Annotated in this window: 28 protein-coding genes, 1 tRNA gene, 1 pseudogene and 1 riboswitch; of the genes and pseudogenes, 7 read left to right on the forward strand and 23 right to left on the reverse strand. The window is 72.1% G+C overall.

The genetic code is table 11. The features are described from left to right. Positions 1-38 precede the first annotated feature (38 nt). Positions 39-683 (reverse strand): annotated as a pseudogene (locus ACZ7DL_RS26860) (PP2C family protein-serine/threonine phosphatase); the annotation flags it as partial. On the opposite strand from ACZ7DL_RS26860, the gene ACZ7DL_RS26865 reads away from it, so the two are divergent. Next, on the forward strand, positions 659-805 hold the full coding sequence (locus ACZ7DL_RS26865; RefSeq protein WP_470777970.1) for a hypothetical protein: 147 nt from the start codon (positions 659-661) through the stop codon (positions 803-805). The pseudogene ACZ7DL_RS26860 and the gene ACZ7DL_RS26865 sit on opposite strands and share 25 nt — an antisense overlap. 95 nt (positions 806-900) lie before the next feature. On the opposite strand, the gene ACZ7DL_RS26870 is transcribed toward ACZ7DL_RS26865, so the two are convergent. Beyond that, positions 901-974, reverse strand: a tRNA-Pro gene (locus tag ACZ7DL_RS26870). Positions 975-1,098: 124 nt separating this feature from the next. Between ACZ7DL_RS26870 and ACZ7DL_RS26875 the strand changes: the two genes are divergently transcribed. Together ACZ7DL_RS26875 and ACZ7DL_RS26880 are read left to right on the forward strand one after the other, a co-directional pair. Continuing rightward, positions 1,099-1,806 (forward strand): transketolase, encoded by a 708-nt coding sequence (locus ACZ7DL_RS26875; RefSeq protein ID WP_470777802.1) that lies wholly within the window; start codon positions 1,099-1,101, stop codon positions 1,804-1,806. A 51-nt stretch (positions 1,807-1,857) separates the two neighbouring features. Continuing rightward, positions 1,858-2,784: a transketolase family protein gene (locus tag ACZ7DL_RS26880; RefSeq protein WP_470777804.1), complete on the forward strand. Its 927-nt coding sequence runs from the start codon at positions 1,858-1,860 to the stop codon at positions 2,782-2,784. A 157-nt stretch (positions 2,785-2,941) separates the two neighbouring features. On the opposite strand, the gene ACZ7DL_RS26885 is transcribed toward ACZ7DL_RS26880, so the two are convergent. The 15 genes from ACZ7DL_RS26885 to ACZ7DL_RS26955 all read right to left on the reverse strand — a co-directional run bounded on the left by ACZ7DL_RS26885 (position 2,942) and on the right by ACZ7DL_RS26955 (position 16,494). Next, the gene (locus ACZ7DL_RS26885) at positions 2,942-3,301 is read right to left on the reverse strand and encodes an MmcQ/YjbR family DNA-binding protein (RefSeq protein ID WP_470777806.1); all 360 of its coding nucleotides are present in this window, start codon (positions 3,299-3,301) and stop codon (positions 2,942-2,944) included. A gap of 30 nt (positions 3,302-3,331) precedes the next feature. Next, entirely contained in the window at positions 3,332-3,862 is a 531-nt protein-coding gene (locus ACZ7DL_RS26890; RefSeq protein ID WP_470777808.1) for a GNAT family N-acetyltransferase, read from the reverse strand. Next, positions 3,859-4,425 (reverse strand): helix-turn-helix domain-containing protein, encoded by a 567-nt coding sequence (locus tag ACZ7DL_RS26895; protein WP_470777810.1) that lies wholly within the window; start codon positions 4,423-4,425, stop codon positions 3,859-3,861. The genes ACZ7DL_RS26890 and ACZ7DL_RS26895 overlap by 4 nt, the downstream gene beginning before the upstream one ends. Before the next feature lie 46 nt (positions 4,426-4,471). Then, complete coding sequence (locus ACZ7DL_RS26900; protein WP_470777811.1) at positions 4,472-5,374, reverse strand: LysR substrate-binding domain-containing protein; 903 nt, start codon at positions 5,372-5,374, stop codon at positions 4,472-4,474. Positions 5,375-5,405: 31 nt separating this feature from the next. Then, the gene (locus tag ACZ7DL_RS26905; protein WP_470777813.1) at positions 5,406-6,599 is read right to left on the reverse strand and encodes a glycine C-acetyltransferase; all 1,194 of its coding nucleotides are present in this window, start codon (positions 6,597-6,599) and stop codon (positions 5,406-5,408) included. 51 nt (positions 6,600-6,650) lie between these two features. After that, positions 6,651-7,679, reverse strand: coding sequence for an L-threonine 3-dehydrogenase (gene tdh / locus ACZ7DL_RS26910; protein ID WP_470777815.1), 1,029 nt, complete (start codon positions 7,677-7,679; stop codon positions 6,651-6,653). A gap of 175 nt (positions 7,680-7,854) precedes the next feature. Next, positions 7,855-8,430 carry a GAF domain-containing protein gene (locus ACZ7DL_RS26915; RefSeq protein WP_470777817.1) on the reverse strand — a complete coding sequence of 192 codons (576 nt, stop codon included), beginning with the start codon at positions 8,428-8,430 and terminating at the stop codon, positions 7,855-7,857. A 60-nt stretch (positions 8,431-8,490) separates the two neighbouring features. After that, positions 8,491-9,090 carry a GTP-binding protein gene (locus ACZ7DL_RS26920; protein ID WP_470777819.1) on the reverse strand — a complete coding sequence of 200 codons (600 nt, stop codon included), beginning with the start codon at positions 9,088-9,090 and terminating at the stop codon, positions 8,491-8,493. Further along, complete coding sequence (locus tag ACZ7DL_RS26925; protein WP_470777821.1) at positions 9,068-9,439, reverse strand: DUF742 domain-containing protein; 372 nt, start codon at positions 9,437-9,439, stop codon at positions 9,068-9,070. The genes ACZ7DL_RS26920 and ACZ7DL_RS26925 overlap by 23 nt, the downstream gene beginning before the upstream one ends. A gap of 2 nt (positions 9,440-9,441) precedes the next feature. Further along, positions 9,442-9,876 carry a roadblock/LC7 domain-containing protein gene (locus tag ACZ7DL_RS26930; protein WP_470777823.1) on the reverse strand — a complete coding sequence of 145 codons (435 nt, stop codon included), beginning with the start codon at positions 9,874-9,876 and terminating at the stop codon, positions 9,442-9,444. A gap of 77 nt (positions 9,877-9,953) precedes the next feature. After that, on the reverse strand, positions 9,954-12,410 hold the full coding sequence (locus tag ACZ7DL_RS26935; RefSeq protein WP_470777825.1) for a sensor histidine kinase: 2,457 nt from the start codon (positions 12,408-12,410) through the stop codon (positions 9,954-9,956). Positions 12,411-12,928: 518 nt separating this feature from the next. Then, positions 12,929-14,002 (reverse strand): M14 family metallopeptidase, encoded by a 1,074-nt coding sequence (locus ACZ7DL_RS26940; protein ID WP_470777827.1) that lies wholly within the window; start codon positions 14,000-14,002, stop codon positions 12,929-12,931. 18 nt (positions 14,003-14,020) lie between these two features. Then, entirely contained in the window at positions 14,021-14,329 is a 309-nt protein-coding gene (locus ACZ7DL_RS26945; RefSeq protein ID WP_470777829.1) for a hypothetical protein, read from the reverse strand. Positions 14,330-14,447: 118 nt separating this feature from the next. Beyond that, on the reverse strand, positions 14,448-15,191 hold the full coding sequence (locus ACZ7DL_RS26950) for a TetR/AcrR family transcriptional regulator (RefSeq protein ID WP_470777831.1): 744 nt from the start codon (positions 15,189-15,191) through the stop codon (positions 14,448-14,450). Positions 15,192-15,309: 118 nt separating this feature from the next. Beyond that, positions 15,310-16,494 (reverse strand): MBL fold metallo-hydrolase, encoded by a 1,185-nt coding sequence (locus ACZ7DL_RS26955; protein WP_470777833.1) that lies wholly within the window; start codon positions 16,492-16,494, stop codon positions 15,310-15,312. Positions 16,495-16,678: 184 nt separating this feature from the next. On the opposite strand from ACZ7DL_RS26955, the gene ACZ7DL_RS26960 reads away from it, so the two are divergent. After that, positions 16,679-17,857: a glutamate dehydrogenase gene (locus ACZ7DL_RS26960; RefSeq protein WP_470777835.1), complete on the forward strand. Its 1,179-nt coding sequence runs from the start codon at positions 16,679-16,681 to the stop codon at positions 17,855-17,857. Between the two features lie 126 nt (positions 17,858-17,983). Continuing rightward, positions 17,984-18,604, forward strand: a complete 621-nt coding sequence (locus tag ACZ7DL_RS26965) for a TetR/AcrR family transcriptional regulator (RefSeq protein ID WP_470777837.1) — start codon at positions 17,984-17,986, stop codon at positions 18,602-18,604. A 63-nt stretch (positions 18,605-18,667) separates the two neighbouring features. On the opposite strand, the gene ACZ7DL_RS26970 is transcribed toward ACZ7DL_RS26965, so the two are convergent. The 3 genes from ACZ7DL_RS26970 to ACZ7DL_RS26980 form a co-directional block, all read right to left on the reverse strand. Further along, entirely contained in the window at positions 18,668-19,453 is a 786-nt protein-coding gene (locus tag ACZ7DL_RS26970; RefSeq protein WP_470777959.1) for an SGNH/GDSL hydrolase family protein, read from the reverse strand. A 221-nt stretch (positions 19,454-19,674) separates the two neighbouring features. Then, positions 19,675-20,592 (reverse strand): M23 family metallopeptidase, encoded by a 918-nt coding sequence (locus tag ACZ7DL_RS26975; RefSeq protein ID WP_470777839.1) that lies wholly within the window; start codon positions 20,590-20,592, stop codon positions 19,675-19,677. Positions 20,593-20,596: 4 nt separating this feature from the next. Further along, positions 20,597-20,753, reverse strand: a riboswitch (cyclic di-AMP (ydaO/yuaA leader). Between the two features lie 308 nt (positions 20,754-21,061). After that, entirely contained in the window at positions 21,062-23,140 is a 2,079-nt protein-coding gene (locus ACZ7DL_RS26980) for an alpha-galactosidase (protein ID WP_470777961.1), read from the reverse strand. 170 nt (positions 23,141-23,310) lie between these two features. Here ACZ7DL_RS26980 and ACZ7DL_RS26985 point away from each other — a divergent pair, with 170 nt between their 5' ends. Then, entirely contained in the window at positions 23,311-24,108 is a 798-nt protein-coding gene (locus ACZ7DL_RS26985; protein ID WP_470777841.1) for a tyrosine-protein phosphatase, read from the forward strand. 236 nt (positions 24,109-24,344) lie between these two features. Here the strand turns inward: ACZ7DL_RS26985 and ACZ7DL_RS26990 are convergent, their stop codons facing one another. After that, positions 24,345-24,467 (reverse strand): DUF6126 family protein, encoded by a 123-nt coding sequence (locus tag ACZ7DL_RS26990; protein ID WP_037656302.1) that lies wholly within the window; start codon positions 24,465-24,467, stop codon positions 24,345-24,347. Then, on the reverse strand, positions 24,464-25,087 hold the full coding sequence (locus ACZ7DL_RS26995; RefSeq protein WP_470777843.1) for a helix-turn-helix domain-containing protein: 624 nt from the start codon (positions 25,085-25,087) through the stop codon (positions 24,464-24,466). Before ACZ7DL_RS26995 ends, ACZ7DL_RS26990 begins: the two co-directional genes overlap by 4 nt. A gap of 179 nt (positions 25,088-25,266) precedes the next feature. Between ACZ7DL_RS26995 and ACZ7DL_RS27000 the strand changes: the two genes are divergently transcribed. Beyond that, entirely contained in the window at positions 25,267-25,548 is a 282-nt protein-coding gene (locus ACZ7DL_RS27000) for a hypothetical protein (protein ID WP_470777845.1), read from the forward strand. Between the two features lie 10 nt (positions 25,549-25,558). Here the strand turns inward: ACZ7DL_RS27000 and ACZ7DL_RS27005 are convergent, their stop codons facing one another. Continuing rightward, the gene (locus ACZ7DL_RS27005) at positions 25,559-26,944 is read right to left on the reverse strand and encodes an aspartate aminotransferase family protein (RefSeq protein WP_470777846.1); all 1,386 of its coding nucleotides are present in this window, start codon (positions 26,942-26,944) and stop codon (positions 25,559-25,561) included. Positions 26,945-26,969 lie beyond the last annotated feature (25 nt).

A 26,969-nucleotide genomic window follows, 5' to 3' on the forward strand; every position in this document is an offset into this window, starting at 1 on the left:
GTGCCCCGGACGCTGCGAAGCGGGCGGGGCGTCGCGCGTCAGGAACGGGGGGCCGTTTCGCTGCCGGGGTGGATGGTGAAGATCTGGTCGAGGCCGACGATGCGCAGGACGCGCAGCGTGTGGGCGAGGACGGCGGTGTCGTCCTCAAGACCGTCACCGAAACTCTCCAGCAGGGCCGTGAGTGCCTCGACGACGGCCCGAGGGGACTTGTCGGCCTGTCCGGCGGCGAAGGCGAGCAGGGCCTCGTCCCCGAACAGAGTGGTGCGGTCCTTACCGGTACGGGCCTCGGTGAGGCCGTCGGTGTGGAGCAGCATCGTGTCGCCCGGGGCGAGCAGGGTGGTGGCGGTGGTGAAGGGTGCGGAGGGCAGTATGCCGACGAGGAGGCCGCCGGGGGTGGGCAGGAAGTCGGCCGTGCCGTCGGCGCGCAGGATGAGGACCGGAGGGTGGCCGCCCGAGGCGAGGTGCACGGTGACCTCGCCGGTCGCCGGGTCCGGCTGGAGCCAGCCGAAGACGGCGGTGCGGTAGCGCGGGTCGCCGCTGCCTGCGTAGCGCTCGTGGAGCACCGTGTTGAGGGTGGTCAGAGCCGACACCGGATCGGGGTCGTGCAGTGCGGCGGCGCGCAGGGTGTAGCGGGTCAGCGAGGTGACCGCGGCGGCCTGTGGGCCCTTGCCGCAAGCTCGACCAGTCGGGCGGCGGGACTCCCGGCACCATCGTCTTCTCGGACTACGAGAAGCCGGTCGAGGCGGCACCTCCGCCGGCGGGACAGGTGATCGACGGCACCAAGGCGGACAAGCCGACTTCCTGACCGAGGACAGCCGCCGGAGCCCGGGGGCTCCGATAACGATCGAGGGCCGGCTTCGGATGTTTCCGAAGCCGGCCCTGACCCGCGACTCTCACAAGTCGGGACGACAGGATTTGAACCTGCGACCCCTTGACCCCCAGTCAAGTGCGCTACCAAGCTGCGCCACGTCCCGGTGCCGTTTGACCTGGGGTTTCCCCGGCCGAACGCGCACAGAAACAATACCGCACTCGGATCGGTGGTCGCGCGCCCCTTTCGTTGTTGACCTCAAGTTTGGTTGAGGTTGCACGATCTTCGGCATGAAGATCGCAGCGGACGAACGCTCCACGTACGGCTATGACGACCTGCCCCGGCTGATGGGGCTGATGACGGGCGACGAGAAGCACGGCCCGGCGGCCACCTCCACGCTCGATGTGCTCTGGGTGCTCTACGACCGGGTGCTCCGGGTCGCTCCGGAGCGGCGGGACGACCCGGAGCGGGACCGCTTCCTGCTGAGCAAGGGCCACGGGCCCATGGCCTACTACGCGGTGCTGGCCGCGAAGGGCTTCCTGCCGGTGGAGTGGCTGCCGGACTTCGGTTCGTACGACTCCCCGCTCGGCCATCACCCGGACCGCGTGCTGGTGCCGGGCGCCGAGATCGGCAGCGGGTCTCTCGGGCACGGGCTGCCGATCGCCGTGGGCACCGCGCTGGGCCTGCGGGCACAGGGCCGGCCCGGTCCGGCGGTCTGGGTGCTGATCGGGGACGCCGAGCTGGACGAGGGCAGCAACCACGAGGCGATCGCCTTCGCCGGGCCCGCCGGACTGGACCGGCTGCACACCGTCGTGATCGACAACTCCTCCGCCAGCCATGCGCTGCCCGGCGGAATCGCCGCCCGCTTCGAGGCCGCGGGCTGGTCCGCGGTGACCGTCGACGGGCGCGACCACGAGGCGCTGTACGCCGCCTTCACCGCCCCGCACCCGGGCCGGCCGCACGTGGTCGTGGCCCGGGTCGAGCCGAAGAACGCCTGACCGCGTCGCCCATTCCCGCCCCTCTGGAACTCCCTGGAAAGGGTCTCTCTGATGGACACCATGCGTGACCGTTTCGCCCCCGTCGTCTCCCGGATGCTGGACGAGGACCCGCGGGTCGCGGTCGTCCTCGCCGAGATCGGCAAGGACGGCTTCACGGAAGCCATGCACCGACACCCCGATCGGGTGATCAACGTCGGCATTCGCGAGCAGCTCCTGGTCGGGGCGGCGGCGGGGCTGGCGCTCACCGGGCTGCGGCCCGTCGTGCACACCTTCGCCAGCTTCCTCGTGGAGCGGCCGTTCGAGCAGGTCAAGCTGGATCTGGGGCACCAGGACGCGGGAGCGGTGCTGGTGAGCGCCGCCGCCTCCTTCGACTGGCCGGCCGGCGGCTTCACGCACATGGCCCCGGGCGATGTAGCCCTCCTCGACACGCTGGACGGCTGGACCGTGCATGTGCCCGGACATCCGGACGAGGCCGAGACGCTACTGCACCACGCGGTCGCCGCCGGCGACGACAAGGTCTACGTGCGGCTGTCCGTGCAGTCCAACCGGCAGGGCCGGGTGATCGACGGGCAGCACTTCGTCACGGTCCGCGAGGGCCGCTCGGGGGTGGTCGTCGCCGTGGGCCCGGTGCTGGACGCCGTCCTCGCCGCCACGGAGGGCCTGGACGTGACCGTGCTCTACGCGACGACCGTACGGCCCTTCGACGCGGCCGGGCTGCGCCGGGCCACGGAGACGGCCGGCACCGACGTGGTCCTGGTCGAGCCGTACCTGGCCGGAACGTCGACGCCCGCGGCGAGCGAGGCGCTGTCCGATGTCCCGCACCGGATCCTCGCCCTCGGCGTGGCCCGCCGGGAGCTGCGCCGCTACGGCACCATCGAGGAGCACGTGGCCGCCCACGGCCTGGACCCGGCCACCCTCCGGGACCGGATCGGGCGGTTCGTGGGCACGGGGCGGGTGACGGCTGGGGTGAACCGGTGAACCCCGGAGCGGAGGGTGACGGCGGGGGTGCCCCGGTGATCTCCCGGGCCGGCGGGTGACGGCGGGGGCGCAGCCGGAGGGCGGGCAGGCCCCGATCACCGTGCCCGTGCGCCATCACGCGGGATCATGCCACGCCCCGGCCGCGTCCACCGGGTTTTCACTCCCCGGTCGGGAGCCCCAACTCGGGGTATGCCTCCAGGAGTCGGGGCGGGGCGGCCTGGCGCCAGGAGTCGGCCAGGATGTCCCGCAGCTCGTCCTCGTCCTCCAGCGCGCCGAGTCTCGCTCTCACCCAGGCGAACTGGGCCTCGTGGTCGGCGATCCAGAACTTCTCCGGCTCGGCCAGCACCAGTTCGTCGCGCTCCTCCTTGGGACAGCGCACGGCGATGGACGTCTCGTCCTCGGGCAGGGTGGCGAACATCTTCCCGGCCACCCGGAACGTGGGCATGCTCCACGCGACCTTTTCCGTGGTGTCCGGCAGGGAGAGGGCGATTCGGCGTACGTCTTCTGCATCCGGCATGCAACGCACCGTAGCCCGCGCCACTGACAGTCACCCGCCCGGAGCAGCCAGCCGCTTGTAGTAGAGGCTCGTGGGACGCAGCTCGCCCGCGGGAGTGGCCGCGTAGTCGGGGATGGTGCCGGCCGGGCTCCAGCCGGCCGAACGGTACAGGCGCTCGGCGGGGCTGCCGGTCTCGGTGTCGAGGTGGAGCAGGGTGCGGCCGGCGGCAGCGGCGGCCTGCTCTGCGGTGCCGAGGAGGAGGCGGCCGAGGCCCTGCCCCCGGGCCGAGCGGTGCACCATCAGCTTGACCAGTTCGGCGCGGTGCCCGCTGTTCGGCTTGTCGGGGAAGGCCAGGCTGACCGTGCCGGCCACCCGGTCCGTGGGGTCCACGGCCGCCCAGACGGCGAGGTGGCCCGCCGCCGCGGCGTCCGCCCGCTCCCGCCACCAGGCGACCGCCTCCGCGTGACCGAGCGGCGCGAGGAAGCCGACGGAGGCACCGGAGTCCACGGTGTCCCTCAGCAGCGCCGCCAAGTCCCCGGCGCGCTCGTGCGCTTGGTCGCCGTTCCAGCGCTCCACCCTCATGGCCGGACCACCGCCAGCGCGTACCGTGCCTCGCCGGGCCCCGCGCAGCGGAACCGGGTCGCGCCGGACACGCGCATCCGCAGACAGTCGCCCGCGTCGAGCCGGTGGACCTGGTCGCCGACGGTCACCTCCAGCGCCCCCTCCAGCAGCCACAGGTGCTGTTCCAGGCCGGGCACGGGCGGGCGGTCGTAGGCGATGTCCGCGCCCGGGGTGAGCCGGCCCTCGACCAGTTCGCCGCGCAGCCCGGTGTGCGGCGGGGACACGGACCGGCGTACGAAGCCGGAGGCGCGGTCCTCCCACACCTGCTGGTCGGCGGCCCGGACCAGCGGTGCCGGTGCCGCCTCGACCTCGCTGAGCAGCTGGGACATGGTCCGGCCGTAGACATGGCAGAGCCGGTTCAGGAGCGCGGCGGTGGGGCTGGTCTCCGCGCGTTCGGCACGGGACAGCGTCGACCGGCTGACTCCGCTGCGCTCCGCCAACTCGCCGAGCGACCAGCCGTGCTGGGCGCGCAGCTCCGCGAGCCGGGCTCCGATGAGGAGATCGACAGCATCCTCGCTTCTCATATCCGGGACGCTATCCCGGATATGAGACGGCAGGGTTACGGAAGCCTCACGCCTGCGCCGCCTCGCCGAGTGCCTCCAGCACCGGGCGGATCAGCGGGTGCCCCTCGGCTCCGCGGCGGACGGCGGCGAAGACCCGGCGGGTCGGGGCGACCCCGTCGACGGGGCGTACCACCACGCCGGCGAGGTCCATGCCGCGCAGCGCGGAGCGCGGCACGAGGGCCACGCCCGCGTCGGCCGAGGCGAGGGCGACGACGGCCCGGAAGTCGTCCGAGGAGTGTTCGAGGCGGGGCTGGAAGCCGGCGCTCTCGCAGGCGAGGACCACCACGTCGTGGCAGGGGTTGCCCGGGTACGGGCCGATCCAGGGATCCTTGGCCAGTTCCGCGAGGGGCACCTCGGCGGCGTCGGCGAGGCGGTGGCCGACGGGGACGACCGCGTCGAACGGCTCGGCGTAGAGCGGGACGTGGGTGAGACGGGGGTCGTCGGCCGACGGCGCGCCGCGGTACTCGACGGCGACCGCGACATCGACCTGCCGGTCCAGGACCATGGGCAGGCTGGCGTCGCCCTCCGCGTCCTGGACACGGATCCTTATGCCGGGCGCGGCGGTGGCGAGGCGGGCCACGGCCGGGGCCACGACCTGAGCGATGCCGGTCGCGAAGGCCGCCACGGTGACCGTGCCGGCCTCACCCGAACCGTACGCGGCCAGTTCGGCCTCGGCGCGCTCCAGCTGGGCGAGGACCGCGTTGGTGTGGCTGAGCAGGATCTCGCCGGCCGGGGTGAGCCGTACGCCCTTGGCGCTGCGCTCGACCAGACGGTGGCCGGTCTCCTGTTCCAGCGCCGTCAGCTGCTGGGAGACGGCGGAGGGGGTGAGATAGAGCGCGGCGGCTGCCGCGGTGACCGTGCGGTGGTCGGCCACCGCACGGAGGATGTGGAGCCGCCGTGCTTCGATCATGCCCTCAATTATCCCAGGCGATCTGCCCTGGTCAGGCCGTCAGCTCGGCGCGGGCCGCGACGAACGCGTCGACCGCGCGGTTGACGTCGTCCGTGGAGTGCGCGGCGGACAGCTGGACGCGGATACGGGCCTGGCCCTGCGGAACGACGGGGTACGAGAAACCGATCACGTAGACCCCGCGCTCCAGGAGCAGCTCGGCCATGCGGGCCGCCTTGGCCGCGTCGCCGATCATGACGGGGGCGATGGCGTGGTCGCCGGGCAGGATGTCGAAGCCCTCCTCGGTCATCCGGCGGCGGAACAGCGCGGTGTTCTCGGCGAGCCGGACGCGCAGGTCGTCGGCCGACTCGAGCAGGTCGAGGACCTTGAGCGAGGCGGCGGCGATCACCGGGGCGAGGGTGTTGGAGAACAGGTACGGGCGGGAGCGCTGGCGCAGCAGGGCGACGATCTCGGCGCGGGCGGCGACGTAACCGCCGGACGCGCCGCCGAGGGCCTTGCCGAGGGTGCCGGTGATGATGTCGACGCGGTCCATGACGCCGTGCAGCTCGGGGGTGCCGCGGCCGGTGGGGCCGACGAAGCCGACGGCGTGCGAGTCGTCGACCATGACCATCGCGTCGTAGCGGTCGGCGAGGTCGCAGATCTCCGCGAGCGGGGCCACGTAGCCGTCCATGGAGAACACGCCGTCGGTGACGATCAGGCGGCGCCGGGCGTCGGACGCCTCCTTGAGCTTGGTCTCCAGGTCCTCGAGGTCACGGTTGGCGTAGCGGAAACGGCGGGCCTTGGACAGGCGGATGCCGTCGATGATGGAGGCGTGGTTGAGGGCGTCGGAGATCACCGCGTCCTCCTCGCCGAGCAGGGTCTCGAAGACACCGCCGTTGGCGTCGAAGCAGGAGGAGTAGAGGATTGTGTCCTCCTGGCCCAGGAACGCCGAGAGCCGGGCCTCCAGCTCCTTGTGCACCTCCTGCGTGCCGCAGATGAAGCGGACGGAGGCCATGCCGTAGCCCCAGCGGTCCAGGGCCTGGTGGGCGGCGGCGATCACCTCGGGGTGGTCGGCGAGGCCGAGGTAGTTGTTGGCGCAGAAGTTGAGGACCTCGCCGGGGCGGCCGCCGGCGGTGACGTCGACGGTCGCGGACTGCGGAGTGCCGATGACCCGCTCGGGCTTGTGCAGGCCGGCGGCCCGGATCTCGTCCAGGGTGGCGCGCAGGTCGTCGCGGACGGTTTCGAACATGAGGGCTCCTGAAAGTTCTGACGGGGTGAGGGGGGTTGCGCGTGCCGGGGCCTACGCGGTCCAGTCCAGGATGACCTTGCCGCCCTTGCCGCTCGCCGCGTCGGCGAAGGCCGCCTCGAAGTCGCGGTAGTCGTACCGGCCGGTGATCACGGGGGCGAGGTCCAGGCCGCCCTCCAACAGCACCGACATCGCGTACCAGGTCTCGAACATCTCGCGGCCGTAGATGCCCTTGATGGTGATCATCGACGTGACGATGCGGGACCAGTCGACCGGGAACTCCTGGGCGGGCAGGCCCAGCATGGCGATCCGGCCGCCGTGCGTCATGTTGGCGATCATGTCCCGCATGGCCTCGGGGCGGCCGGACATCTCCAGGCCGATGTCGAAGCCCTCACGCAACCCGAGCTCGCGCTGTCCGTCGGCGATGGTGGACTCGGCGACGTTCAGGGCGAGACTCACCCCTATCTTCCGGGCCAGCTCCAGGCGCTCCTCGCTGACGTCGGTGATGACGACGTTGCGGGCGCCCGCGTGCCGGGCGACCGCGGCGGCCATCAGGCCGATCGGGCCCGCGCCGGTGATCAGCACGTCCTCGCCGACCAGCGGGAAGGAGAGCGCGGTGTGCACGGCATTGCCGAACGGGTCGAAGATCGCGGCGACGTCGAGGTCGACGGGGACCCGGTGCACCCAGACGTTGGACGCGGGCAGGGCGACGTACTCGGCGAACGCGCCGTCCCGGCCGACGCCGAGGCCGACGGTGGCCCGGCACAGGTGACGGCGGCCGGCCAGGCAGTTGCGGCACTTGCCGCACACCAGGTGGCCCTCGCCGCTGACCCGGTCGCCGACCCGGAGGTCGGTCACGTCCCGCCCGACCTCGACGATCTGCCCGACGAACTCGTGACCGACCACGAGGGGCGTGCGGATCGCCTGCTGGGCCCAGCCGTCCCAGGACCGGATGTGCAGATCGGTGCCGCAGATACCGGTCCGCATGACCTTGATCAGTACGTCACCGGGGCCGATGGCCGGCTCCGGGACGTCTGTCAGCCAGAGTCCCGGCTCCGCCTTCTCCTTGACCAGCGCCTTCAACGCTACGGCTCCTGTGGGTGAGGGGGCCCGGCGCGCGGGCATGCCGAAGGAGCCCGCACCGGGTCAGAGGGGTGAAATCACCCTGCAATCTGCCGTATGCGCGAGCCGTGGTCCATCGAGCTTTTCTTAACCGCCGCCTCAGCTTTCCTTCACGCCCCTCGGGACACCCCGCACGTCAGAGCGGCAGGCCGTCCTCCGCGCTCCGTTCGAGGCGGACGACGAGATCGGCGGCGAGCGCCTTGATGGTCTCCAGGCCCGGCCTGCCCCAGGCGCGGGGCGCTGTGTCGGCGGCACACACGGTGCCGAGCGCCATACCGGAGCGGTCGATCAGTGGGGCGCCGAGATAGGAGCGGATGCCGTACTCGTCCACGACCGGGTTGCCCGCGAACCGCGGATAGTCGCGGACGTCCTCCAGGACCAGTGCCTTACGGCGCACCACCACATGGGGGCAGAAGCCGTGGTCACGCGGTAGCACCCGGCCGATCACCGCCCTGCTGCCGTCCTCCCGCACGACCGGGGCGATGGCGGGGGCGCTCAGGCCGGCGAAGAACTGCTGGTTCTCGCCGATGAAGTTGACCATGGCGTAGAGCGCGCCGGTGAGCTGGGCGAGGTGGCCGGCGAAGACGTCGAGCCCGGGGTCGGGCCGGTCCACCAGGCCGAGACTGCGCAGCCGTTGTTCGCGGGCGGGGGCCTCCTTGTCCTCGGGGGTGAGCAGCAGACCGCGGACCGGCCGGGGCGGCTCGTAGCTCATGGCCGGGCTCCGTCGCTGTGGGCGTACCTCATATGGGGCTCCGTGGGCGGTAGTGCGGGATCACATGTGGGCGCCGTGGCTGGGCGCGGTCGCCGGGGCGTGGGCGAGGAGGTGGCGTACGAGAACGAGCAGGGTCTGCACGCCGGAGCTGGAGATCCGGGCGTCGCAGCGCACCACCGGGACCTCCGGGTCGAGGTCGATCGCGGCCCGGACCTCGTCGGGGGCGTAGCGGTGGGCGCCGTCGAACTCGTTGAGGGCGACGATGAAGGCGAGCCCGCGCTCCTCGAAGAAGTCCACGGCGGCGAAGCAGTCCTGGAGCCGTCGGGTGTCGGCGAGGATCACCGCGCCGAGCGCGCCCTCCGACAGCTCGTCCCACATGAACCAGAACCGCTCCTGCCCGGGTGTGCCGAACAGGTACAGCACATGTTCCGGATCGAGGGTGATCCGGCCGAAGTCCATGGCGACCGTGGTCTCCATCTTGTTCTCGACGCCGTCGAGACTGTCCGTGCCGACACTGACCGTGGTGAGCAGCTCCTCCGTGCTCAGCGGCGCGATCTCGCTGACCGCGCCCACGAAGGTCGTCTTGCCGACGCCGAACCCGCCCGCCACCAGGATCTTGAGGGCGGTCGGGAACGGGTCAGAGCTGTCGTCGTAGTCCATCGAGCACTGCCTCCAGCAGAGACCGGTCAGTGGGAGTGTGGTGGTACGCGGGCGGCTTGGTGGTCAGCGCGCCGCAGTCGACCAGGTCCGAGAGCAGCACCTTGGTGACCACGGCGGGCAGTTTCAGCTGGGCGGCGATCTCGGCGACCGAGACGGGCGCGCGGCACAGGTCGAGGGCCTGCGCGTGCTCGGGGCCGAGGTAGCCGAGCGGGGTGACGCCGGTGGCCATCACCTGCGACATCAGGTCGAGGGCGATGCTGGGCTTGGTGCGGCCGTTGCTGACCGCGAAGGGACGCACCAGCCGCCCGGCCGCGTCGTCCAGCCAGGGCCCGTCGCCGGCTGCGGCCACGCTCAAGGCCTCGTCGCCGTGGATTCGACGGCGTGCTGCCGGGGAGCGGTCACGAGGTAGGGGCGGACGCTCTTGACCAGCATCGCCATCTCGTAGCCGAGCACCGCCGCGTCGGCCTCGCGGCCGGCGAGCACGGCGAGGCAGGTGCCGGAGCCCGCGGTGGTGACGAACAGCAGGGTCGCGTCGAGCTCCACGACGACCTGGCGGACGTCCCCGCCGTCGCCGAACCGGATGCCCGCGCTGCGGCCGAGGGAGTACAGGCCGGAGGCCAGGGCCGCCATGTGGTCGGCGCTGTCGGCGTCCAGGCCGTGCACGGACTTCACCAGTCCGTCGCAGGACAGGAGCACCGCGCTGGTGGTGTGCGGTACGCGCTGCACGAGGCCGCTCAGCAGCCAGTCGAGGTCGGATGCGTGGACGGTCGGCGCATGGCTCGCCATGGTGGATCGACTCCTTGGGGTACGAAGATCTGTGGGGGCGCTGGGGGTGGGGGTACGGCGTACGGGGGCGGGAGCGGTCATCCGGCCGGGGTGCTCCCCTCGGTCCGGCCGCTACCGCGGATGCCGTCGGCCACGGGCGCGTGGGCGTGCGCCTGGGTTATGGGGGCGTGGGCCATGTGGTCGGGGCCCATCTGGTCGGGGCCCATGTGGTCGGAGACCGTGGGGTCGGGCGCCATGGGGTCGGCGGCCCTGTGCTGCTCCCCCGTAAGGTCGGCGGTCGGGTGCTGCGCGCCCGTGCGGTCGGGAGGCGTGTGGTCCGAGCCCATGTGGTGCGAACCCATGTGTTCCGGGCTCATGTGGTGCGGGTCGCTGTGCGCGGTGTCGATGTGGCCGTGCGCGGCTTCCGTGCCGGAGCCCATGGGCGCCGAACCCGACTCCCCGTACGCCGATCCGCCGTGCGCCGGTTTCTCGTACTCCGGTTTCTCGTACTCCGACTCCAGGCTCTGCTGGGTCTCGGCGAGCCCGATCCCGCGCTGGAAGGCGGCCATCAGACCGGGGTCGTGCCCGGCCACGGTGTCGGCGTCCTGGCGGGGCGCGGGGCCGCCGCGGAGCTGGGGCACGATGTGCTCCTGGGCGCGGCGACGGGGCAGTTGGGGCTTGTCCATGGTGCCGCGCACGGTGTCGACGCGCGGGGTGGGCAGGATGCCCGCGTGGGCTTCCACCGCCACCCGGTCCTCGGCGTTGATGCCGGGGACGGCCTCGGCGGGAGTGGGGCGCGTCTCATGGGCGCCGCGCACGGGAAGCGGGGCCGGGGCACCTTCATGCCGTCCATGTGCACCGCTCTCGGTCCCCCGTCGGCCGGATCCGCCGTCGGCCACGGCCCGCCCTGCACCGCTCTCCGCACCGCGCCGCCCGGATCCGCGCTGGGCGTGCCGCCGGCGGCCGGTGGCGGGCGGCTGCCCGGCACCCGCCCCGGCCTCGGATCCGGCGCCGGAGCCGGCGGTGCTCCGGGCCTCGCCCGTGTTCCCGGCTCCGGCGGCACTCCCTGCGGCGGAAGCACTCCCGGCCCCGCTATCGGCCACGGTCCCGGGCCCACTCACGCTCACGGTCCCGGGCCCACTCAGGCCCACGGTCCCGCCGGCGCCGCCACCCGCTCCGCCGTGGGCGGCAGCCCCCGTCCCCGGCCGGACTCCCGGTGCCTGCCCGGGCGGCGGCACGGAGGCCCGTACCTGCGGCGACGCCCCGGTGTCCGCCGGGTGCTGCTGCGGCTGCGCCGCGGCCGGCCCCGCACCCACGGCCGGTACGCCCGGCGCACCCGGCACGCCCGGCACGCTGCCCAACAGCGCCTGCGGGACGACGAGTACGGCCTGCACACCGCCGTAGATGTTGGTCTGGAGCCGCACGTGGATGCCGTGCCGGCGGGCGAGCTGGGAGACGACGTAGAGGCCGATGCGGCCGTCGGCCAGCAGGCTGGCGACGTTGACCTGGTCCGGGTCGGCGAGCAGGGCGTTCATCCGGTTCTGCTCGGCCACGGGCATGCCCAGCCCGCGGTCCTCGACCTCGACGGCGAGCCCGGAGGTGACGAGGTTGGCGCGGAGCAGTACCTGGGTGTGCGGGGCCGAGAACACCGTGGCGTTCTCCACGAGTTCGGCGAGCAGGTGGATGACGTCGGCGACGACGTGGCCGCGCAGTTCGCCGTCGATGGGCGGCACCAGTTTGACCCGGGAGTACTGCTCGACCTCGGCGATGGCGGAACGCAGCACCTCGGTCATGCTGACCGGGTTGCTCCACTGCCGCCGGGAGACCGCGCCGCCGAGGACGGCGAGGTTCTCGGCGTGCCGCCGGATGCGGGTGGCCAGGTGGTCCACGTGGAACAGGCCCTTGAGCAGGTCGGGGTCCTCGATCTCGTTCTCGAGGTCGTCGAGGATCGAGATCTCCCGGTGCACGAGGGACTGAAGCCGGCGCGCGAGGTTGACGAAGACCTCCAGCTTCTGTTCGCTGCCCGTCTGGCTGGAGAGCTGGGCGGCCCGCACGACGGCGGTGACGGCGCCGTCGTGCGCGCGGGCCAGGTCGGCGGCGAGCAGCTCGAAGTCGTCGGCGTCCGCGGGCGGCCGGCGGCGCGGGCCGCGCTGCGGCGGGGTCTCACCCTGCCGGAGGGCGTCCACCAGCGCGTGCAGATCGGCCTCGCCGCGCGCGGCGGTGCGGCGGAGTGCGTCGACGCGGTCGGTGACCGAGCAAGCGGCGCGGTCGGCGGCGACGGCGGCGATCAGGATGCCGGCGACGGCCACGCCGGCCGCCCCGGCGAGCACGGCCCACAGGACGGGACCGGTGTGCGCGCCGGTGGAGCGGATGCTGAACAGCAGGGCGGCGGTGGCGCTCAGCGCGACCGCGAGGGGTGGCAGCACGGCGAGCCGCATGAGCTGGGGCCGTATGTGCGTTTCGGGCAGTGCGGGAGCGGGTCGGGCGACCGGTCGCCCGTGCCGGCCGCCCTCGCGGCGGTCGGCGCGGGCGGCCGGTGCTCGGAGGTGAGACATCTGCGTCCTCGTACTGATCCGTCGGGTGTGTCCTCGTGCGGTGCGCGCCGCGGGCATGCGTCGATGCGGGCGTGCGTCACCGCGGCGTCGGCCGACGGGACCGGCGAACCCGGCCGCGTGCCGCCCGACGGACACTCACAGTAGTTGCCTGCGCATCATGTGCGGTGGGCAGTTGACAAACTCCCCCGAGGAGCGTCCCACTCTGGTATGAGGCATCGCACGAAGGTGCGATCACCAACCCTCGATGCACGACCCGAGTGCAGCCAAGACCGGTCCGTCCTGTTCAGAAGCGGTCAGAAGCGGAACGCGGGGCCGATCCTCCCGGGCCGCGCGCCGCCCCGCGAAACGACGAACAAGGGCGCCACCGGTCGCCTCTCGCTCCCCGCCGCAGCGGCCCACGACCCGCTCTCCGGGCAGGCCGTCATCACCGGATCGTCACGGAGAGTACCTGCTTTGGCCTTGCCATCCTGTGGCGTGCGTAGATGTACCGCGTAGGTGTACGACGGTCTTGCGCCTCGTCAGGCGAGTGCCGTGAGGCAGAACTGGACGAGCCCTGCGTCGACGTCGAGGACGATGCGCTTCATCTCGGCCCAGGGCGGGTGGAAGCCGCCGGCCTGGTCGCCCCACTCGATGGTGAAGCTGAGGATCCTGCCCTTCCGCTCGTCGACGATGTGCCGGGAGTACGCGTAGTCGTCGCTGGTACCGCAGGTGGGGTACAGCTGGTAGCCGGACATCGGGCGGTAGGTACGGCCGCGTACCCCGTGCAGTGCGGCGCAGAACTGTTCGGCGAGCACGACGGAGTCGTCGGCGTCCGCTTTCGAGAGGTACTCCGCGTAGGCGTCCGCGCCGAGGCCGCGCTGACGGTCGCAGGCGGGGTTGAGGAAGTTCTGGTACGGGTCGTGGGACTGGTGCTCGTCGTCTCCCCAGACGGTCAGCATGTCCTCGGAGTAGCTGTGCACGTCCACGAACCAGCGGGTGCGCGGCCAGGTGTCGAACAGCCAGCGGACATTGCGGGTCTCCGGCTCGGAGAAGGGTCGCGGTCCCTGGTACACGAGGTCGCCGGGATCCGAGGAGACACGCGGAGCCGCGGCGGGGTCGAAGGCGGTGTCGAAGTCGAACAGGAAGTCGTAGTTGCGGTTGATGTCGACGCCGATACGGTCGGGATCGCCGCCGGACTGCGCCGGGTTGCGGTTCTTGCGCCACATCGGCTCGGCGTTCTGGCTGTACCGCCGGCCGTCCGGATTGACCAACGGGAAGACGACGAGGTCCAGTTCGCGCAGGATCTTGCGGACGTCGTCGGCGGTGAAGCTGGTGCCCCCGTATCCGAGACCGGTGCCGGCGTCGTACGCCTCCAGCAGGTCGGCGGCGAGGTGGACGAGGATTTCGCAGCTGCCCCACTCACGGGCGTGCACCCCGCCGATCAGCACGGCGCAGTCGTTGGTCCCGGCCGGGATGGATCCGATGCGCAGGGCGTGGCAGGCCCGGCCCTCGGCCGAGGGCTCGGGCAGGTCGATCAGCTCGCACATGGCCGGGAAGGCGGTGGCCAGGCTGGTCACGGCCGATTCGACCTCGGTGATGTTCAGATACGACATGGTGTTCCTCCCGGCGCCCTAGACCTTGTCGGCCAGTCCGTGGGGCACCGCGTCGGCGGGGGCGAACCGGTCGCCGTGGCCGACCTCGGCCTGGCGGGCCCGGCCCACGGCCGTGGCGTCCTCGATCGTGGTGACGGACACTCCGTCACGCTTGAGCGCCTCGGCCTGCTCGGGGGACACATAGGCTTCGACGGAGCAACTGCCGTCGTCGGCACGGCGGGCGAGCCCGCCGATGTCGGGCCGGGCGTCGCGCAGAAGTGCGCGCAGGGTTTCGACATCCCGGGCGGTGACGATCACGCGCAGGACGGACTGCGAAGTGCTGGACATGACGGCTTCTTCCGGCACCGTCGGGGGGCGCCTCAGGCCGGACCGGCGGCGCGAGTCTGCGATACACGCAAAGTCTTGACTGGTTCAGAGCTATATGACCGATGTGTACGCCGTACTCTCAGGGTGCGTCGCGCCCGTAGAACGCGTCAAGAGGCGCCTCGGGCAGGCGGTTCAGCAGGCTGTCGAGGCCGTCGGTCAGTTCGCGTTCGTCGTCGTAGTCGGCGAAGTGCGGGACGAGGGCGCGCAGCCGTGGGTAGTCGGCGGCGGACAGCCGGTGCAGGCCGAGGCGCAGCATGGGGTCCGGCTCGTCCGGGTTGTCCACGACCTGGCGCTTGTCGACGAGCAGACAGCCGAGGGTCCAGGACACGAAGGTGCGGTAGATCGTCAACGCGGTGGGGTCGTCGAAGCCGGCGCGGGCGAGAACGGCGAACATGTGCTCGGTGAGCTGGAGCCAGGGCTCGGGCCGCCGAACCACGGGCACGGCGAGCGGGCGGGCTGCCACCACGGGCAGGACTTCGGGATGGGCGTGTACGGCGCCGGCGAACGCCCGCGCGATACGGCGCAGTTCGGTCCGCCAGTGCGGTTCCGCGGGCTGGGCATCGGAGTCGGCGCGGACCTGCTCGACCGAGGTGCGCAGCCGTTCGTTGACCTCGGCGAAGAACGCCTCCACCAAGCCGTCGAGGAGCCCTTCCTTGCCGTCGGTGTACCGGTAGAGGGCCATCGGTTCCACACCCAGGTCGGCCGCGAGGTGGCGCATGGTCAGGGCCGGCAGCCCCTCCCGGTCCACGAGGGTGAAGGCGGCGGCCAGCACCACGGGGCGGCTGAGACGCCGCCGCCGTTCCGCTCTGCCGCGCTCTGCCATGGCCGGGCTCCGTCTACATCGTACGTTTCATTCACAATCGTACGTTTTGTTCGCGAAAACGGAGCCTTTCAGGAGCCCCGGCGGCCTGGGTGGACGGCAGGCCGGGTCCCCGCCGGCATCAGCCCATGCGCCTGGCATGGCCGCGCGCGGGCGGCTCGGCGACCAGGGCGCCGACCGCGCGCCAGGTCCGCCGGACGTCACCGGACACGCCCCGCCACCACGCCTCGGCCGGCAGCTTGCCGGCAGCTTCGAAGGGCTCGCCCGGCCGGGGCAGGGCCACCGCCTGGCCGGCCTCCTCGGCGGCCTCCTTCGTCCACTCCCCCGGCTCGGCCCACGGGTGCGGGGCGAGATTGAAGGTGCCCCAGTGGATCGGCAGCAGCACGCCGTGCGGCGCTCCGCCCTGAAGGTCGAGGTGGGCGCGCAGACCCTCGTCCGGGGTCATGTGGATGTCGGGCCAGAACTCGCTGTACGCCCCGATCTGGATCATTGTGGTGTCGAACGGCCCGTGCGCGGCGCCGATGTCCTTGAAGCCCTCGAAGTACCCGGTGTCACCGCTGTGGTAGATCCGGTGCTCCTCGCCGGCCACGGCCCAGGACGCCCAGAGGGTGTGCTGGGTGTTGCGCAGGCCCCGGCCGCAGAAGTGGCGGGCCGGGGTGGCGGTGAGGGTGAGCCCGCCGACCCGGGTGGACTCGTGCCAGTCCAGCTCGCGCAGCCGGTCCGCGGAGACGCCCCAGCGTTCGAGGTGGGCGCCGACGCCGAGCGGCACGGCGAACAGGGTGTCCGTGCCGGCCAGCGCCTTGACGGTGGGCAGGTCCAGGTGGTCGTAGTGGTCGTGCGAGATGACGACGACGTCGACCGGGCCGAGCGCGGCCAGCGGCAGCGGCACCGGGTGCAGCCGCCTGGGCCCGGCGAAGGGGAACGGTGAGCAGCGCTCGCCCCACACCGGGTCGAACAGGACCCGGTGGCCGTCGATCTCGGCGAGCACACTGGAGTGGCCCATCCAGGTCAGCCGCAGTCCGCCGGCGGCCGGCTGGGCCAGATCGGCGAAGGTCGTGGGGTGCACCGGGACGGTGCCCTTGGGCGCGCGCAGGGGCCGGGTGTCCTTGTCGAGGAACACCTTGGCGAGGTCCAGCGTCGAGGCGGTGGGCCGGGTCCGCGCGTGGCCGCCGGGGTTCTGGAAGACGCCGTCCTTGAAGTGCGGCGAGCGGCGGATGCGAGCGAGGCGCTCACCGTCCGGTTCGGCGCCGAAGGCCTCGGGCCGCAACACGCCGAGCCCGAAGCTCTGGGAACGCAAACCGGTCACGGTACCTCCAGGTGGAGTCGCTGAGGTCCTCCATTATGGTCGGCCCCTCCGACAGTCCGGTGCCGCGGGAGTCGCAGGCCGGCGCCCGGCACACCTTGCTGAACAGCGACTCAGCACGTTGACGCAGGCCGCACCCGCCCCGAACACTGACGCGCGACTCAGTGATCACCTCCCGGGAGACCCCATGACCGCCCCCCTGATGTCGCTCGTCTGGACCGACCACGTCACCGGCCGCCACGGCTTCCTGGTCGTGGACCGGCTGGTGCGGGGCGTGGCCAGTGGCGGGCTGCGCATGCGGCCCGGCTGCACGCTGGAGGAGGTGGCCGGACTCGCCCGCGGCATGACGATGAAGGAGGCCCTGCACTACAACCCCGCGGGCCGCTACATCCCGCTCGGCGGCGCGAAGGGCGGCATCGACTGCGACCCGCGGGACCCGGGGGCCTACGGGCTCCTCGTCCGGTATCTGCGCGCGATGCGGCCGTACATCGAGAGCTTCTGGACCACCGGCGAGGATCTGGGCCTCACCCAGGAGCTGGTGGACCGCGCGGCGGCCGAGGCGGGCCTGGTCTCCTCCGTCCAGGCGGTGTATCCGCTGCTCGACGACGAGTCGGCGGCCCGGCAGCGGCTCGCGGACGCCTTCGCGGTGGAGGTGGACGGCATCGGCCTGGACGAGCTGGCCGGGGGCTGCGGGGTCGCCGAGTCGGTACTGGCGGCCCTGGACCGGGCGGCGGTGCCGTACGCGGGCACGCGGGTCGCCGTGCAGGGTCTCGGCACGATGGGCGGGGCCACCGCGCGCTTCCTCGCGCGCGCCGGCCTGACGGTGGTGGCCGTCGCCGACATCAAGGGCACCATCGCCAACCCGGCGGGGCTCGACGTCGAGGCGCTGCTGGCGGCGCGGGACGGCTACGGCACCCTCGACCGCGGTGTGCTGGGCCCCGGCGACCGCGAACTGCCCGGCGACGCCTGGCTGTCCGCGGAGGCGGAGGTGCTGGTGCCGGCCGCCGTGTCGTACGCGGTCGACCGCGGGAACCAGGAGCGGATCCGGGCCCGTTGGATCGTCGAGGCCGCCAACATGCCCGTCGTACCCGAGGCGGAGGCGCTGCTGGCCGCGCGCGGGGTGACGGTGTTGCCGGACGTGGTGGTCAACTCCGGGACGAACGCCTGGTGGTGGTGGACCCTGTTCGGCGACATCGGCGCGGACGCCGAGGAGGCGTTCGGGTACCTCCGGCGCTCCATGCGCGCCCTGGTCGGCCTGGTGCTCGACCGGGCGGAGGCCGACGGTACGACCCCGCGGGCGGCGGCGCACGCCCTGGTGACCGACCGGCTGCCGGTGATCGCGGAACGCTTCGGGTGGTACCGGTGACCGGGCGCGCTCCGCTCGCTCCGGCCGCGGCCCCGCCCGCCCGGGCCGGCGGTCGGCGCGGGTGTGTGTGACGTGGGGCCGGCGCACGACTTCGGTGGCACCGGGTGCAGCGACTAGGGTGACCGCGTGGCGAGAGTGCGGTTGAGCGTGGCGGAGCGGCGGCAGGAACTGCTGCGGGCCGCCATCGAGCAGATCGAGGCGCGGGGCGTGGCGGCGGTCAGGATCGCCGACGTGGCCTCGGCCCTCGGTGTGAGCAACGCGCTGGTGCTGTACCACTTCTCGACGAAGGAGAAGCTGGTCGCCGCCGCGTTCGCGTACGCGGCCGAGGACGACCTCGCGCACCTGCGCAGGCTGTTGGGGCGGCGGACCACCGCGCTGCGCCGACTGCGGGCCGCGGTGCGCTGGTACGCGCCGACCGGGCAGGCCAAGGGCTGGCGGCTGTGGATCGAGGGCTGGGCCGTGGCCCTGCGCGAGCCCGCCCTGCGGGAGGTCAGCCGGGGGCTGGACCGGCAGTGGAAGGCGGCGATCGCGGAGGTCATCGCCGAGGGCGTGGCGGCCGGCGAGTTCGTGTGCGCGGACCCTTCGGGTGCGGCGCTGCGGCTGACCGCGCTGCTGGACGGGCTGGCGGTGCAGCTCACGTCGTACCCGGGCGCGGTGCCGCGGTCCCGGGCGCAGGAGTGGGTGGACGACGCCCTCGCCCGGGAACTGGGCCTGGACCGGACGGCGTTGACCGAGCGGGAGCGCTGAGCACGCGCGCGTGTGCGCCCCGGATCGCGCGCGTGCGCGGTCCGGGGCGCGGACGGCGGGGCGTCAGGCCACGGAGGCGATCCGCATCTTGATGTCGTCCGGCGACAACGTGCCCTTCGCGGTCACGTGGTCCCCGGAGGACTCGCCGCGCAGCCGGCGCCCGATCCACGGGACGAGGTACTCGCGGGCCCACTGGACGTCGTCGCGGCGGACGTCCAGGGTGCCCCGGGGCGGCAGCGGCGGCCACGGCTGCTCCGGGTCGGCCGGGACGTCCAGGCCGAGAACCTGCCCGGCCCGCAGCGCCACCCGCGTGTGCCCCTCGGGCGAGAGGTGCAGCCGGTCGCTGTCCCAGGCCCTGCGGTCCTGCACGGACTTGAGGGACCACAGGTCGAGCACGGGGCAGCCGTACCGGTCGGCGATGGCGCGGACGTGCCCGTTGTAGGTGGCGATCTTGCCGCGCAGATGCTTGAGGAGGGGGACGCCGCGGGTGTCGAAGCCGGTCGTCACCATCACCGTGCCCGCGGCCTCGGTCAGCCGGGCCACGGCGCGCTCGAAGCGTTCGGCCACCTCGTCGGGGTCGGTGCCCGGGCGGATGATGTCGTTGCCGCCCGCGCAGAAGGACACGAGGTCGGGGGCCATGTCGACGGCCTGCGGGACCTGGTCGGCCACGATCTGGTCCAGCAGCTTCCCGCGCACGGCGAGGTTGGTGTATTGGAAGTCGCCTTCGGGGCGGAGGTCGGCGAGCAGTACCGCGAACCGGTCGGCCCAGCCCACGAACGCCCCGTCGGGCCCGGGGTCGCCGACGCCCTCGGTGAAGCTGTCCCCCACCGCCACGTACGACCCGATCACTGATCTGTTGTCATTCTTCGAATCGTCTGCCACGTCGGACCATGATTCACCTTCGGATGTGACTTACGCGACCGTAAGGCGGGGTTGACGAACGGTGAGATGAGACACTCTTAAAGAATTTGCAATTCAGGAATACGGCTGTCGGCACACCGAAGGCCGGACCCGGGGATCGGGGTCCGGCCTTCGGCGGCGTGTCAGGCAGGTGGTGAAGCGAGCGGGCGTCAGCCGACGGCGACGCCGTGCTGGCGGAGGTAGCCCACCGGGTCGATGTCGGAGCCGTAGTCCGGCGTGGTGCGGATCTCGAAGTGCAGGTGCGGGCCGGTCACGTTGCCGGTGGCGCCGGACAGGCCGATCTGCTGGCCCGCGGTCACGGTCTGGCCGGCCGAGACGGAGAGCTGCGAGAGGTGGGCGTACTGGGCGTAGTAGCCGTCGTTCAGCTTGATGACGACCTGGTTGCCGTACGCGCCGCCCCAGCCGGCGGAGACGACGGTGCCCGCGGCGACGGCCTTGAGGGAGGTGCCGGTGGGTACGACGAAGTCGACGCCGGTGTGGTAGCCGCTGGACCACATGCTGCCGGCCACGTGGTAGGCGGTGCCGATGGTGGCGCCGGCCACCGGGAGGGTGTAGCCGGTGGCGGCGGTCTGCGCGGTGACGGCGGCCGGCTTGGCCGCCGGGGACTTGGGCGCGGACGCGGACTTCGGGGCGGGCGAGGACTTCGGGGCGGCCGAGGGCTTCGGGGCGGCGGACTCGGTGCGGGCCGGCGCGGCCTTCTTGCCGAGCGTCAGCTCGAGGCCCGGGTGGATCAGCCCGGGGTTGTCGCCGATGGCCTGCCGGTTGTCGTCGTAGAGCCGCTGCCAGCCACCGCCGACGTGCTGCTGGTCGGCGATCGCCGCCAGGCAGTCGCCGGACTTCACCGTGTAGGTGCGCACCGTCGCATTCGTCTGCGCGGTGGCCTTCTTCACCGTGCCCGGAAGGGACTGCACGGCCTTTCCGGTAACCGCCTGCGCGGGGGTGGCCGCGTGCGCTCCGGTGGCCCCGAGAAGCGGAAGGGCCAAGGCGGCGCCACCGGTTCCGGCGACGGCGATGGAGCGGGAAAAACGCGGGGTCTTGGGACGTCGGTGCTTACCCTTCGCGGGCATGGCGCATTCCTCTCCGGCGCCTGCGAGGTCAGCTGTCGGGTTCGGGCTGGAGCTGCCCGGCCGTGCGCGCACGGCTGCACCCCTAGCCTGTCGCGGAGACCGGGACAGGCAGTCGTACCTGGTGGGTCCCCCGCTCCTGCCGAACGCGGGTCATGGATGTGGGGACTCCGGGCGGCGGCAGGATTCGGCGTTCCGTCCGGATTGGTGGCGAACGTAAGCGAGCAAGACGTACGGAAACAAGCAGCAGGTTCCCGTTGTTCGGGTTTCGGGTGATCGGTTACGGGAATTCATGGTCACCCAGCGTGAATTCCCGCACCGTCCACCGTCTGATTTCCCTTTTCCGTGGGCTTATTACGTGGACATGACGCGCGACGCTCGGTCACGGATATGACGCTGCTCACGCGACCTTCCGCCACGACGCCCTATTTCCCAGCCAGTTGGTCCGAAGGCAGCAATTCAGACAGACGGCTCAGATGCGGCGGAGTCGGAGAACCGTCGCATCCAGGTCACCCTTGAGTCCTGTACGCAGTCCGTGATGCAGCAGGACCACACCTCGGTACACTTCGCCCGTTTCGCGGCATTCGTACGACGCCGTCGGGTCGAGTCCGCGCAGCCGCACCGCCGGCACCGGCTCGCCGTAGCTCTGCGCCTGGAGCCAGGCGAGGACCACGGCCTCCTCCCCCCGCATGTACTGCACGGCGCTGAAGCCGCCCGTCGGGGGCCGCAGCCGGTACAGCTCCCCGCGTTGCACGATCGGCCGGATCTCCTTGTAGAGCTCCACCCACCGCCGGGCCTCGGCCAGTTCCTCGGCCGTCCACTCGGTGAGGTCGCCGCCGACGCCGAGGACGCCCGCCATCGCGCTCACGAAGCGGAAGCGCAGCGTGCTGACCCGGCCGTTGAGCTGGGTGTTCGGGCTGTCGGTGACCCAGGCCGCCATCACGCGCGCGGGGTGGATCTGCGTGAAGCCGTGCTGGATGGCGAGCCGGTCCAGCGGGTCGGTGTTGTCGGAGGTCCACACCTGGTCGGTGCGGCTCATCACGCCGAGGTCGATCCGGCCGCCACCGCCCGAGCAGGACTCGAAGGCAACCCCGGGGTGTGCGGCGCGCAGCCGGTCCAGCAGGGTGTACAGGGCGCGGACGTGGTCCACCCACAGGCGCTGCGGGTACGGCTCACCGGGCCAGCCGGCGTCGGTGAAACAGCGGTTGAAGTCCCACTTCACATAGTCGATCGGGGCGCTGGAGAGCAGCGCGTCCAGCTGCCCCCACAGGTACTCCTGCACGTCCTCACGGGCGAGGTTGAGGACGAGCTGATTGCGTAGCTCCGACCTCCTTCGTCCCGGTTGGTACTGCACCCAGTCGGGATGGGCGCGGTACAGGTCGCTGTCCGGGTTGACCATTTCGGGCTCTACCCAGATGCCGAACTGCATGCCCAGGCCGTGCACCTGGTCGGCGAGGGGCTTGAGCCCGTGCGGGAAGCGGTCGGGGTTGGGCGTCCAGTCACCGAGGCCGGCGCGGTCGCTGGTGCGGGCGCCGAACCAGCCGTCGTCCACCACGAACAGCTCCACACCGATCTCGGCGGCCCGGCGAGCGAGGGCGGCCTGCTGCTCCTCGGAGATGTCGAAGTACGTCGCCTCCCAGGAGTTGAACAGCACGGGCCGGTCCCGCTCCGCGTCCGGGATGACGTGCGCCCGCTGGTAGGCGTGCCAGGTGCGGCTCGCGCCGCCGAAGCCGCCGTCGCTCCACAGGCCGGCGAAGACGGGGCTGGTGTAGGACTCCCCCGGGTCGAGGAGCAGCAGGCCGGAGTCGTCATAGCCGGCGCCTCCGGTGATCTGCACGCGTGCGTCCGGGAGTTGGGCGACGGCGATCCGCCACGAACCGGACCAGCCGAGCGCGCAGCCGTAGACCTCGCCGCGCTCCTCGGTGGCGTCGGTGTCCAGGGCGACCCAGGGCAGGTGCTGGTGGCCCGTGTGGCCGCGGCGGCTGCCGATGATCTTCTCGCCGTAGGTGAGGGGAGCGGTGGTGAGCCGGGACTCGGCGGCCCACCGGCCGTGCAGCTGGGACAGCCGCCAGCCCTCGCGGTCGGGCAGGGTCCAGGTGGCCGCGTCGGCCCGCAGCAGCTCCACGCGCGTGTGTCCGCCGTTCTCGACGGTCGCCCAGCGCTCGACCACATCCCCGCGCATCCGGTAGTGCAGCGTGATCGCGGCACCGTCGTCGTCGAAGCGCAGCCGCAGTCCCTCCGCCCCGCTCTCGGTGTCGTACGACACGAAGCGCCACTCGGTGCCGCGCCGCTCCTCGGTGCGGACGGACAGGGCGGGGCGGACGAAGCGGGTTCCGCCCTCGACGGGGTACTCCTCGCGGCCGTCGAGGGGGGATTCGAAGGGCCGGTAGCCGGGCAGCGGGTGCGCTGCCAGGGCCTCGGCGTCCGCGAGCGCGATCCGCGGACCCCAATGGAGGTGCAGCAGTTCGTCCGCCTCGGTGAGATGCAGGGCATAGCTGCTGGTGGGCCCCGACAGGAGCCAGGTACGACCGTCTTCGGCGATGTCCACCATCGAGACCTCACAGGTGCCAACAGATCCGCTCAAGTGCCAACATCATCGAGGGCTGCGGACCCCCTGACAATGCCTGTGGACAACTCATTGCCCGAGGAAATCGATGCCGTATGGTCGACTGAGCGCCCGTCGGCGAGCCGCGCCGACGCAACCGACCGGGAGGAGCCCCCGTGACGCAGCAGGTCCCGTCGACCGAGCCCGAGCTGGCCGGAGTGCGCAATTTCCGCGATGTGGGCGGACTACCGACCGTGGACGGGCGGCGGGTGCGCCACGGAGTGCTGTTCCGCAGCGGCCACCTCGCGCACGCCACCGCGCAGGACGCGGCCTTCCTCGCCTCCCTGGACCTGCACACGATCTTCGACTTCCGCAACGCCGCCGACCAGAGGCTGGAGGGCCCGGACGTCGAGCTGCCCGGCGTGCGGAATGTGAACCTGCCGCTGAGCGACCCGGCGGACGGCGCGGAGTTCTGGAAGATGGTCCGCGACGGCGACCTGGACCAGCTGCGCTCAATCCTGGACGACGGCAAGGGCGCGGCCCGGATGATCGCCTCGTACCGGCAGATCATCAGGCAGCGCACCGCCGAGCACTCGCGGGTGCTGCACGCGCTCGCCGGGGACAGCGTGCCCGCGCTGATGCACTGCGCGGCCGGCAAGGACCGTGCGGGCATCTCGATAGCCGTGACACTTCTCGCCCTCGGCGTGGAGCGCGAGGCGATCGTCGCCGACTACCTGGAGTCCAACGCCAAGCACCGCCGCTACAAGGTCCGTCGCAGCGGCAGCGCCGAGACCGCCTACACCCCCGAGGTGATGGAGCTGCTCGACCCGCTCTTCGACGCGCGCGTCGAGTACCTGGAGGCGGCGTTCGCGAGCATCGAGGAGACCTGGGGCGGCGTCGACACCTACCTGACCCAGGGCCTCGGCCTCTCCCCCGCCTCCCGGGAGCGGCTGCGCGAACGCCTGCTGGACTGACCCGAGAGCCTGTCAGCAGCCCGTCCAGGCTGCCCCGATCGAGCTGTCCGGCCACTGGAACGGATCGTCGAGGAGAACCTCCGCCCGGGCCCGGCGCTCGCCGGTCTGCACATGACGTTCGACCCGTCCTGTTCCTCGGCCGGTCGCCGGCCGGCGGCGGGGACGACCGGCACCGGTGAGCCGGGCGGGTCAGGGGGCACGGGCATCCGCACATCCTGCCACCCCGTCCGGCCGCGTCAGCCCTTGCCGCCCACCGCGAACAGCAGGTAGAGGAACGCGGCCAGGACGTGGCCGAGGGCGATGTAGATGATCAGCCGGATCCACAGGGAGCGGGGGAACTTGGTCTCGAAGTCGCTCATGGCAGCTCTCCGTTCAGCGGGCCCAGGCACAGCGTGGCCGTGGGGCTCTGGAGCAGGGTGTGGACGAACAGCAGCTCCACGCCGTCGTGGTCCTCGGCGGCGAGGCGGTGCGGGGTGAGCGAGTCGAAGTGCGCGCTGTCACCGGGCCCGAGCAGGTGCGCGGTGTCGCCGAGCCGCAGACGCAGGCGCCCCTTGAGGACGTAGAGCCACTCCTCGCCGGGATGGACGCGCACGATGTCGCCCTGCGAGCCGTACGGCACGCGCACCCGCAGGGCCTGCATGCCACGGCCGGGCGCCCCGGCCTGGACGTACGTCCACCCGCCCACCCGGGTCGGCTCCATGTCGGCGGCCCGCACGATCGCGTCCCGGTCGGCGACCGTCTCGCCGAGCAGCTCCGAGACGGTCGTACCGTAGACACGGGCGAGCGCGAGCAGCATCGGCAGCGACGGCTGACGCTGCCCTGTCTCCAGACGGGAGAGATGGGCCGGGGAGAGCCCGGCCGTGCGGGCCGCGGCCTCCAGCGTGAGGCCGGCGCGCCGGCGCAGGGCGCGCAACTGCGGCGCGACGGCGGGCAGCGCGTCGTCCGGAGCCGGCGACGGCGCGGCGTCTGAGGCGTTCATGCCTCCATTGAGCCGGATCCTTGCCTGTACGGCAATTTTCTTGCCTCAGAGGCAAACCCGGCCCACCCGGGCCCGGCCGGATCCCGCGCTCTTCGCTGCGCGACACCGCTCCTGCGCCCTTCGCCGCCCCCTGCTACGATCACGACCAGGATTTGAACACGTTCAAATAAGGGGGTCTCATGCCTGCGCACACCACGCCCGACCGAGCCGACACACCCGCCGGTGCCCTCGGTCCCACCGCACTCGTCCTCGGGATCGTGGCCGCGGCGGGCGTCTGGCCGACGCTCACGCTCGGCCTGCTGCCCGTGATGCTCATCGCCGGCGGGCTCGCCGTCACCTTCGGCCTGATGGGCGTCCACCACGCCGTCCGTGGCGTCGGCCGGCTGTGGACCGCGGTGACGGGAGCCCTGCTGGGCACGATCGGACTGGGCTACCCCTTCGTCCTCGTCCTGACGCTGTGAACGACCACGGTCAGCGGTTCGCCACCGCCTGCTTGATCAGGGTCTTGCCGAAGTCCCACATCAGGCCGCCCCCGCCGTGCGCGTCGTCCATCACCGCGGTGAAGGCGTCCACGAACCGGTCCACGTCGGCCTCGTCGATGACCAGCGGCGGGATGAGTTTGATCACCTCCAGGTGGTCACCGGAGACCTGGGTGAGGATCCGGTGCCGCTGGAGCAGCGGTACGACGACCATCTGGGCGAACAGGCCCTTGCGGGCCGCCTGGAGCATGGTCCAGCGGCTGCGCAGCTTCAGCGAGGACGGCCGGCCGAACTCGATGCCGATCATCAGGCCCCGGCCGCGGACGTCGGCGAGCAGCTCGTATGTGTCGATCAGCGCGGTGAGCCGGGACTTGAGCAGTTCCCCGCTCCTGCGCACCCCGGCGACGATCTGCTCGTTCTCCATGACCGACAGCACCGCGAGGCCGGCCGCCATCGCCTGCGCGTTGGAGCCGAAGCTCGCCGAGTGCACCAGCACCCGGTCCATGGACGAGTAGACCTTCTTGAAGATCCAGTCCTTGCCGAGGGTGGCGCCGACGGGCACATAGCCGCCGGAGAGGGCCTTGGCCACGCACACCAGGTCCGGTTCGACGCCGTCCTCGTGCTGGTAGGCGTAGAAGTCGCCGGTACGGCCGAGGCCGGTCTGCACCTCGTCGGCGATGAGCAGCGCCTTGTGCTTGTGCAGCAGCTCCTGGGCGGCCCGCAGGTAACCGGGCGGTGCCTCGTGCACGCCCTTGCCCTGGATCGGTTCCACGATCAGCGCGGCCACGTCGCCCTTCTTCAACTCCCGCGCCAGCGCGTCCAGATCGCCGAGCGGTACGGCGGTGTCGGGCAGCAGCGGGGCGAAGCCGTCGCGGAAGCCGGTCTCGCCGTTGACCGACAGCGAGCCGGTGGTCAGGCCGTGGAAGGCGTGATCGCAGTAGAGGACGCGGGGCCTGCCGGTGGCGTACCGGGCGAACTTCAGGGCCGTCTCGACCGCCTCCGTGCCACTGTTGCCGAAGAACACCCGGTCCAGGTGCGGGCTGTGCGCGAGCAGCCGTTCGGCGAGCAGGCCGGGCAGCGGCTGGCAGTCGAAGCGGGTGAGGTCGGCGAGGCTCAGGTCCAGGACGTCGTGCAGCGCCTTGCGGACGACCGGGTGATGGCGTCCCAGACCCATCACCCCGAACCCGGCGAGCATGTCCAGGTAGTCGTTGCCGTCCTTGTCGAAGAAGTGCGCTCCCTCGGCCCGTTCGTAGACCTTGTCGAAGCCGATGGTGTGCAGCATGCGCGGGAGCTGCGGGTTGAGGTACTTCGCGTGCAGCCCGTAGCGTTCGGCGCCGCGCTCGGCGAGCAGGGCGCCGAGGTCGAACTCGGTGGTCATTCACTCTCCTTGTCGGCGCCCCGAA

Source organism: Streptomyces sp. NPDC036984 (genome assembly GCF_055607665.1).